The following is a 7,888-nucleotide window of genomic DNA, read 5'->3' on the forward strand; positions in this document are numbered from 1 at the left end:
AATTTGGGTACATAGAAACCGTTGCCTAATACAATTCCCCCACTACCTCTGTTTTTCTTAGTGCCAGTGACAAAGCAAAGTTGCCATTTACCGAGAAGAAACTCAAACGGATAAGTCAACTTTTGCTGCTTGGCAGTTTTTTCGGCTTGTAGCAACGCCTTTACTAATATTTCAGCATTAGGGCGTATACTTTTTGGTTGTCTATATTTAGCCGCAGCCTGAGATAGCACGTTAACAAAGTCAAATGTTGCTTTTGGTGTTAAATTAGCCGTCATGAAGCCACTCTGGATTTAACTATTTCTTTGATTTTCTGATAGATTGTAGCGTTCATCTGCAAGAAGACACATCTTTCATCCGTAGTATCCGCTAGAAGTATGTCGATTCCCTATCTTCACCAAGGATTACCAACCATTGTAAATCCAGCCCAATAATAAGGATGCATAAGTGATTCATCAGTACTGTCAGCAGGTAAAGGCAAATTCTCAACTACTTCTAAACCTTGCACTTGTCCATCCTTGACATAAATTTGCCCTTTGACCATAGCTACTTGAGCCTGTCTGAGAGCTTCTGCCTTAATGGGAGCTGTCTTTAAGTTCTCATAAAATTTTGTCATCAATGCTGCTGTGCCAGCATCATTAACCGACCAAAGACTAGCAACACTGGTTTTCACACCTGCCAGCACTGCTAAACCCGCAAATCCTAGTTCGGATTCTTCATCCCCTAAAGCTGTTCTACAAGCACTCAGCACTAGCATTTCAACTTCAGGTTCATTCAAGCGCAACTGTCTTAATTGGTTCAAGCGTAACTTGTCTTCCCACAGTTGAATATAGGAATTACTCAAAGCACCAGTAGCAAAATCGGCATGGGTTGCCATGTGAATAATTCCAAAAGGTTGTTGGCGGCGGATAGTTTTGAGATTTTCTAAGGTGGCTTGCTTATCTAACAATAATTTGCCCTGCCAGAGTTTAGATACTAGTGTTGATAACTCAAGGGGAACTGCTGGTAAAGGCTCTTGTCCCTGAGTACTCTGAGAAACTCCCAGCGCTAAAACTTGAGATTTTTTGATGTCTTTATAGAGGGTATTAGTCAAACTCAGACTAGGCATTAAACCAATACTGTATTTTTCTACTAGAAATCCCTTACCATCGTGAAGTGCTGCCATTGGGGTTGAACGTAACCCAATATCTGGTAAAAAGACCAGATTGTTGATTTCTCTCGCCTGTAAATCTGCCTCTAATGGTGCAATAATCCAGCGATAAAGTTGTTGAGATGAACGCAAATAACCGGTGCGACGACGGTTTTGTGGACTAACGATTTGGTCACGAAATTCTTGAGCTACTTGGAGAACTTTGGCTTTAGTTGTTTCTGGGATGCGCTTGCGGATAGGATTGCCTTTTCCGGTTACTACTACTACTTCTAGCTGGTCGCTATCCTTTTCTGTTATGGTATTTAACTGTTTTGTAAGTTTTTGAGCTTTACCTAAATTTTCCTCTGGTAGAATTTCCACAGGGACAAAACTGATGTAGATAAATGCAGGTTTCACACCAGTAGCTTCTTCAATTTTGCGAGCAATTTCTTTGGCATCATCTAGGGTTTTGATTCTAGGGGTGGGTATGCCTAAATGGTCGGCAAAATCATCTGTGAAATTGTCTTCGGGAGTGGGATTGGTATTAAGAACGGGGTTATCAATCTTAGGATTATTGAGGACGGGGTTATTCGGTTTACCTGGTAGATTGCATTGGAATGTGCAGGGGGCAGGATTTGGAGTTTCAGGATTTGGAGTCTCAGGATTTGGAGTTTCAGTATTTGGAGTTTCAGTATTCGGAGTTTCAGTATTCGGAGTTTCAGGATTCGGAGTAGGAGTTTGACTAACGTTGATTCCTATCTGTACAGGTTCAGAAGAGGAAACGACATCATTTGCACTAATGACAAAGGCGTTTAGTGAGCCATTAGCATCAGTTGGAGGAGTGTAAACTAAAGTTTCTGTCCCCGATAGGGTGGTAACGCCAGGTTCTACAGGAACACCATTCACAGTTAGAGTTCCGGTATTCACTGTATCAATCCGAATCGATGTGATATCTGTGTCTGCATCGGTAACTTGTGCCGCTAGACTGGCAAAGGTAAAAGTCACTGACTGATTAGTTTGAGTATCGGGTAACTGAGAATTGGCAGTGAGTTGGGGAGGTATATTTACAGAATTGATTGTAATTCCTGTTGGGGTATCTATTGCTGGGCCACCTTCAGGAAGTACTGGGAAGCTACCCGTGGAGATGATAGAACTACCAGCATCGATCGCAGCAGTTGTCCCGTTCACAGTCAATTCTCCCACTGTGAATGGAGTATTGGTTATTCCTCCGCCATGTTGAATTGCGATCGCGCCGTTTATGGGATTAGTGCCATAAACACTACCAATACCAATAGTAGAAATACTGACATTTATACCTGCAATATTAAGAAAACTGTCCGTTAATCTGACGATGCCAGAACCAGAGGTACTGATTGTAACTTGACCTCCAGTGCCTATACCATTAATGCCGTATCCGGTGCCATCTAACACAATCCCCTCAGTTTTAATTGAAGTTAGTGAGATGTTACTGGGTGTATTTGTAGTGTTGCTAGATGTATCGATTAAGACTAAACCACCCGTGGCATTGCTGTTTCTGTCGGTGGAAATAGCGCTAGTGTCAAGATTTCCCAGGCTGACAGCGCCATTGGTGCTTGCAACAGTAATATTGCCGCCTAGAATTGTGTTATAACCTTCTCCTCTAGCGATAATATCACCAGCAGTAATATTGTTCCTTGCAGACAAGGCGATATTACCACCACTGCCATTAGTAATAAATTCACCTCCCTCGTCGATGAAGAAGCTGCTAGTATTAATGATTCCCAAAGACAGGCTAGCTCCGGAAATGGTGATATCTCTGCCATTAGTTCTGATGGTGTCGCCTGTACCCATCGTAAAAGCACCTACACCATTACCATCTGCGTCTGCGGTAAAAGCGATCGCTCCGCCAACACGATCATCATTAACAAAATTCAACGATACGCCATTAGCGAGAGTAATATCATTAGTCGCTGCTAAAGTCACAACAGCATTACTATTTTCTAAAGCGTCTTTGGAAATTGTGAAAATAGCCGGGGAAGCATCTTGAAAAATTTCAGGCAGAAAGGTATCTTGAGGTGCATTAGTACCATCTACGATATTGATATCGGTTGGATCTAGCAACAAGTTACCAACAATACCATTATTGGCACTCAGATTAGTATTACCACGGTAAATCAGATTCTCCTTACCCGACACTTCTACAAAACCACCGTTACCGGAGTTAAGACCACCACGAGCGGTAATATTACCCAAAAATTTTGTTGTGTCGTTACCCCAAACAATTACCCGTCCGCCATTTCCATTCAAATTACTATCAGCATTAATGACGGAGTTTGAGTCCACATAAGTCCGATCTGCGTTGGGTAAAGTCCCTTTACCTTGATAATCTCCACCAATTAGCACAGTACCGCCGCCATTGGTTCCAGAGGCGTTAATATTGGCATTAATCACCGCGACTTTTTGACCCAAAGCAGTTACTGTACCGCCTGTTTGACTTGATGTATTCACTGTCCCAGATACAATCGTTGTACCTGGATTTGTGGGAATTGTCACATTAGAGTTTGTTAATTTTACAGTTCCATCAGGATTGACAGTTAAGCCTGTGTTACCAACTGTGAGTAATTCTGGTAAAGATGCAATCGGAATTGTCCAGTTATTGGGTTGGGTGCTACTAGAGGCGAGGGGCTGAATTTCTAGACTCAGCAGATTTCCTGGCTGACTAAGACGCACCCAATTTTGTCCTGGTACTGATGTAACGGCAATCTGCCCTCCGGGTGCTGAAAGTTGCCCAGTGTTGACTACAGTACCGCCTAATAAATTCAAATTTTGCCCAGTACCTACTACCAAATTTCCAGCATTTGCGATCGCTCCTGGCTGGTTGGTACTAAAGGCAAATCCGTTGGGGTTTCCAACTAAAGCATTGTAGTCATTAACACCAATAGCATTAAACCAACTGCTGCCAAAACCGATGCCGTTGGCTGTTGTCACCGTAAAAGCACTAGGCACATTTAAACTGGCATTTGCTCCAAAAATAAATCCGGCTGGATTCATCAAGAAAAGGTTAGCATTGCCACCTGTCACCTGAATTAAACCATTGATAAACGAGGCATTCCCGCCTGTAATTCGACCAAGGATATTTTGCAACGCCGGACTAGCTTGAAAGTTGGCGATTTGTTCTGGTGAAATCCCAAACTGTTGAAAGCTGTGGAAGAGGTTTGCACCATCTCCAGAAGTTGTGCCGCCAGTGATATCAAGTCGATTGCCGTTGGGAGTCACAATTGTGTTTGTCCCATCGGCAGCAGGAACTATTTGTTGTGCTTGGGCTAATTTGGGACTTACCAGCGAGGCAATAACTAGGCCTGAAGCGGCGATATTAGACAGTAAAGATTTTTTGCGGCGTAATATGAAGCGACTTGTGAGCAATTCTACATCGATTTGTAACTTGTCTGCTAATCCTCGCCGCCAAAGTGCTTGAGCGATCGCTCGCTTAGAGCAGAAGATTTGTTCTGTCCTTTTGGTAATAGAGATGCTTTGAGAATGAATTCGGTAGAGGTAGAGTGGCTCTGGAACGCGGCGCACTTGGGCTACCTCTGAAAGTCGCAGACATAGGTCATAATCTTGGGCACAGCGGAACGACTTGTTAACACCTCCCACCTGGTTGTAAACCGACCGCCGAATCAGGCGGAAGTGAAACGTCATGAAGTTTACTAAAAGACCTTCTTGGGAGTAGGGAATGCCACAGCGATGACCGTAACCGATAACTTTGCTGTCTCGATCAATATTTAAGTAATCAGTGTAAACAAATCCTGTCTCTGGATAGCGGTTGAGGACTTTAGTCGTTTGGGCTAGGGCAGTAGGAGCTAAGATATCATCACTGTCTACAATACCAATGTAAGTGCCATTAGTTAGGTCGATCGCTGCTTTAAGTGCAGCCGTATATCCTTGATTGTGTGCTTGGATTACCTGCACTCGCTCATCTTGTTGAGCATAGTTGTTTGCGATCGCCACAGATTTATCTGTAGAGCCATCATCCCAAATTAGTAGCTCAAAATCTTGCCATGTCTGCGCTAAAACGCTAGCGATCGCTTCTTGAAGGTAAGACTCCCGATTGTAATTGACGATGACAATGGAAATCAGTGGTGACATCGAAGTTTTCCCAAGTTTTCTACCTGTTACCACAATATAATGCTAAGGGCTATCACTTAGAAGAAATCGCTGTTAATTATAGTTTTAGTTACAAATCTTTTGAAATTTGAATATCAAAAATATGATATTGAAATACTCATACAGCCATAGCACACTCAAAAATCAAAATTAGCCCAGTCGTTATATAAGGCACTCCACTGAAGAGAAATGAGAAAAGAAACAGAAACTGGTGTTCAGCCTAGAGCAACGACTCAGCAAAAAATTGTCTATTTATCTCATCAGTTAGACACTTGGCGGAGTTTGGCAATTACTAAATGCAGTAACCACAGTTTCAGTTTTCGGTGCGGCTTGTTAATTCTGCCTGCGGTCTGGATTGTAACTGCAAATGGACTGAGAGCTAGAGCTAATATTTTTACACCTGACTCAGTTCAAAATAGCAGTCAGCCAGAGTTACAAATAGTACAGGAAACAGAACCTACTCCAGCAATTAACCCACAACCAGAAACACCACAACGCATTCGGGTTCGGAAAATTCAGGTTGTAGGTAGCACAGTTTTTAATGAAAATGATTTTAATCCAGTAGTGAAGCCGTTTGAAGAACGGGACTTAACTTTAGAAGAAATCAGACAAGCCGCCGATGCCGTTACTCAGCTTTACCTAAATAAAGGCTATATAAATTCCAGAGCGATTCCAGATACTCAACAATCTAGTACCGCAGATGGTGTTGTGGTGATTCGGGTGTTGGAAGGGCGTTTGACAGAAATTGACATCCAAGGGGCGCGGCGATTAAACCCATCTTATATTCGTAGTCGCATCCAACTAGGTGCTGGTATTCCTCTGAATACTGGTAAGCTCGAAGAACAGTTGAAATTGTTGCGACTCGATCCCTTATTTACCAATGTGGAAGCGAGTTTGCGTCCAACAGGTAAAGTTGGTCAAAGTATTCTCGTTGTCAGAGTTGAAGAGGCAAAAACTTTAATTGGTAGTTTGGGTGTAGATAATTATTCGCCTCCCAGTATTGGCGCGGAAAGATTGGGTGTTGAATTGCGATCGCGCAATTTAACCGGTATGGGAGATGAGTTAGCTGGCTCCTATTACCATACACTCTCTGGTGGTTCCGATGTCTTTGATTTTAGTTATCAGGTTCCCGTGAACGCCATGAACGGCAAAGTGCAGATTCGAGCGGCATTTAATCGCAACGAAATTACTGAGCCACCCTTTGATGCCTTTGATATTCGGGCCAACCAGGATCTTTATGAGATCAATTATCGTCAACCATTGATGCGATCGCCTAGAGAAGAATTTGCCCTATCTTTAGGATTTACCTATCAAGATGGTCAAACCTTCCTTTTTGATAATCTCGCAACCCCCTTTGGCATTGGGCCTGATGCCAATGGCGTTAGCCGCACCAGTGTAATTAAATTTGGTCAAGATTATATCAGGCGCGAACCTCAAGGAGCTTGGTTTTTGCGATCGCAATTTAATTTTGGCGTTGATATATTAGATGCAACTATCAACAATGACCCCATACCCGATGGTCGCTTTTTTAGTTGGCTAGGTCAAATACAGCGCGTGCAGCAACTCAGTAACGATCATTTATTGCTCATCCAAGCAGACTTGCAGCTTACACCAGATAGCCTTTTACCCTCCCAGCAATTTGTGATTGGCGGCGGACAGTCGGTAAGGGGATATCGCCAAAATATCCGTTCTGGGGATAATGGATTTCGGGTAGCGATCGAAGATCGGTTTACAGTGCAGCGCAATGAATCTGGATTCTCTACAATTCAACTTGCGCCATTTCTAGACATGGGAGCCGTCTGGAATCAATCTGATAACCCCAATCCGCTACCCAATCAAACTTTTTTAGTGGGCGCAGGCTTAGGATTAATATGGAATCAGGCAATGGGAATTGATAATCTCTTTTTGCGCCTCGATTATGGATTTCCATTTATCGATCTGAGCGATCGTGGTAATAACGCTCAGGATGATGGCTTTTACTTTAGCCTTCGCTATCAACCCTAGCTAAACACTATGGTAATCATAATTAATTCTGCTGGTCTGATATTATTTGAGCCGCATTTGAGCAAGTCGAGTTTAATCAGCAAAATGCTATTTCACTTACTTCTTTTAGTGTTTTCTAGTGTTTCTCGCAAAAAATATTCCATTAGACTTACTCCTTTTGGTAGATAAGGTACTTAATTCAGTATTTTCCACAGTTAATTACCTGTTCTTCTGCCTTATCCTAATATTGAACTAAAAAATTAACTTCTTTCTTCAGGAATTTGAATTTTCTCCTGTGTATATACACAAAGGATAAAGTTTTAGTTTATAAATTTAAGAAGGAAAGAATTATAAGAGAAAACCTATGACACAACCTAACTCGCAAGACAAAAACAGCTTTTTTTACCCTCGTAGTCGGTATTATGGTAAATTTCAGCCAGAGAACTTAGTGTTTAATTCCAACCTCCAAGAATTCTCTCAAAAAATTAGTTACATCACTTGTCTAGAGACAGGGGGAAAATTGTCTCAGGAAGAGGCTTATGAGCAAATTAAGTCTCTTTGGAAAGAGTTGAAACATAGCAAAAAACAATTGTTTATTGGCGGAAATCAAGAAATTTAAACTAATAAGAAGGAGGT

At 42.2% G+C, this 7,888-nt stretch carries 3 protein-coding genes and 1 pseudogene; 2 read left to right on the top strand and 2 right to left on the bottom strand.

Annotated elements, in window-relative coordinates:
• Window positions 1-275 (bottom strand): annotated as a pseudogene (locus tag IQ229_RS05330) (hypothetical protein); the annotation flags it as partial.
• Window positions 276-391: 116 nt separating this feature from the next.
• Window positions 392-5,251: a CHAT domain-containing protein gene (locus IQ229_RS05335; RefSeq protein WP_194041940.1), complete on the bottom strand. Its 4,860-nt coding sequence runs from the start codon at window positions 5,249-5,251 to the stop codon at window positions 392-394.
• A 207-nt stretch (window positions 5,252-5,458) separates the two neighbouring features.
• Between IQ229_RS05335 and IQ229_RS05340 the strand changes: the two genes are divergently transcribed.
• Both IQ229_RS05340 and IQ229_RS05345 read left to right on the top strand, forming a co-directional pair.
• Complete coding sequence (locus IQ229_RS05340; RefSeq protein WP_194041942.1) at window positions 5,459-7,273, top strand: ShlB/FhaC/HecB family hemolysin secretion/activation protein; 1,815 nt, start codon at window positions 5,459-5,461, stop codon at window positions 7,271-7,273.
• A gap of 343 nt (window positions 7,274-7,616) precedes the next feature.
• The gene (locus IQ229_RS05345; RefSeq protein ID WP_194041944.1) at window positions 7,617-7,871 is read left to right on the top strand and encodes a DUF7219 family protein; all 255 of its coding nucleotides are present in this window, start codon (window positions 7,617-7,619) and stop codon (window positions 7,869-7,871) included.
• The last annotated feature ends 17 nt before the right edge of the window (window positions 7,872-7,888 follow it).

The sequence above is a fragment of the Nostoc cf. edaphicum LEGE 07299 genome (assembly GCF_015207245.1).
Classification (GTDB): Bacteria; Cyanobacteriota; Cyanobacteriia; order Cyanobacteriales; family Nostocaceae; genus Nostoc; species Nostoc edaphicum_B.

Excerpts from the sequence above, each read along its gene's own strand:
- IQ229_RS05340 (WP_194041942.1), top strand. The coding sequence starts at position 5,459 with ATGAGAAAAGAAACAGAAACTGGTGTTCAGCCTAGAGCAACGACTCAG.
- IQ229_RS05335 (WP_194041940.1), bottom strand. The coding sequence starts at position 5,251 with ATGTCACCACTGATTTCCATTGTCATCGTCAATTACAATCGGGAGTCT.
- IQ229_RS05345 (WP_194041944.1), top strand. The coding sequence starts at position 7,617 with ATGACACAACCTAACTCGCAAGACAAAAACAGCTTTTTTTACCCTCGT.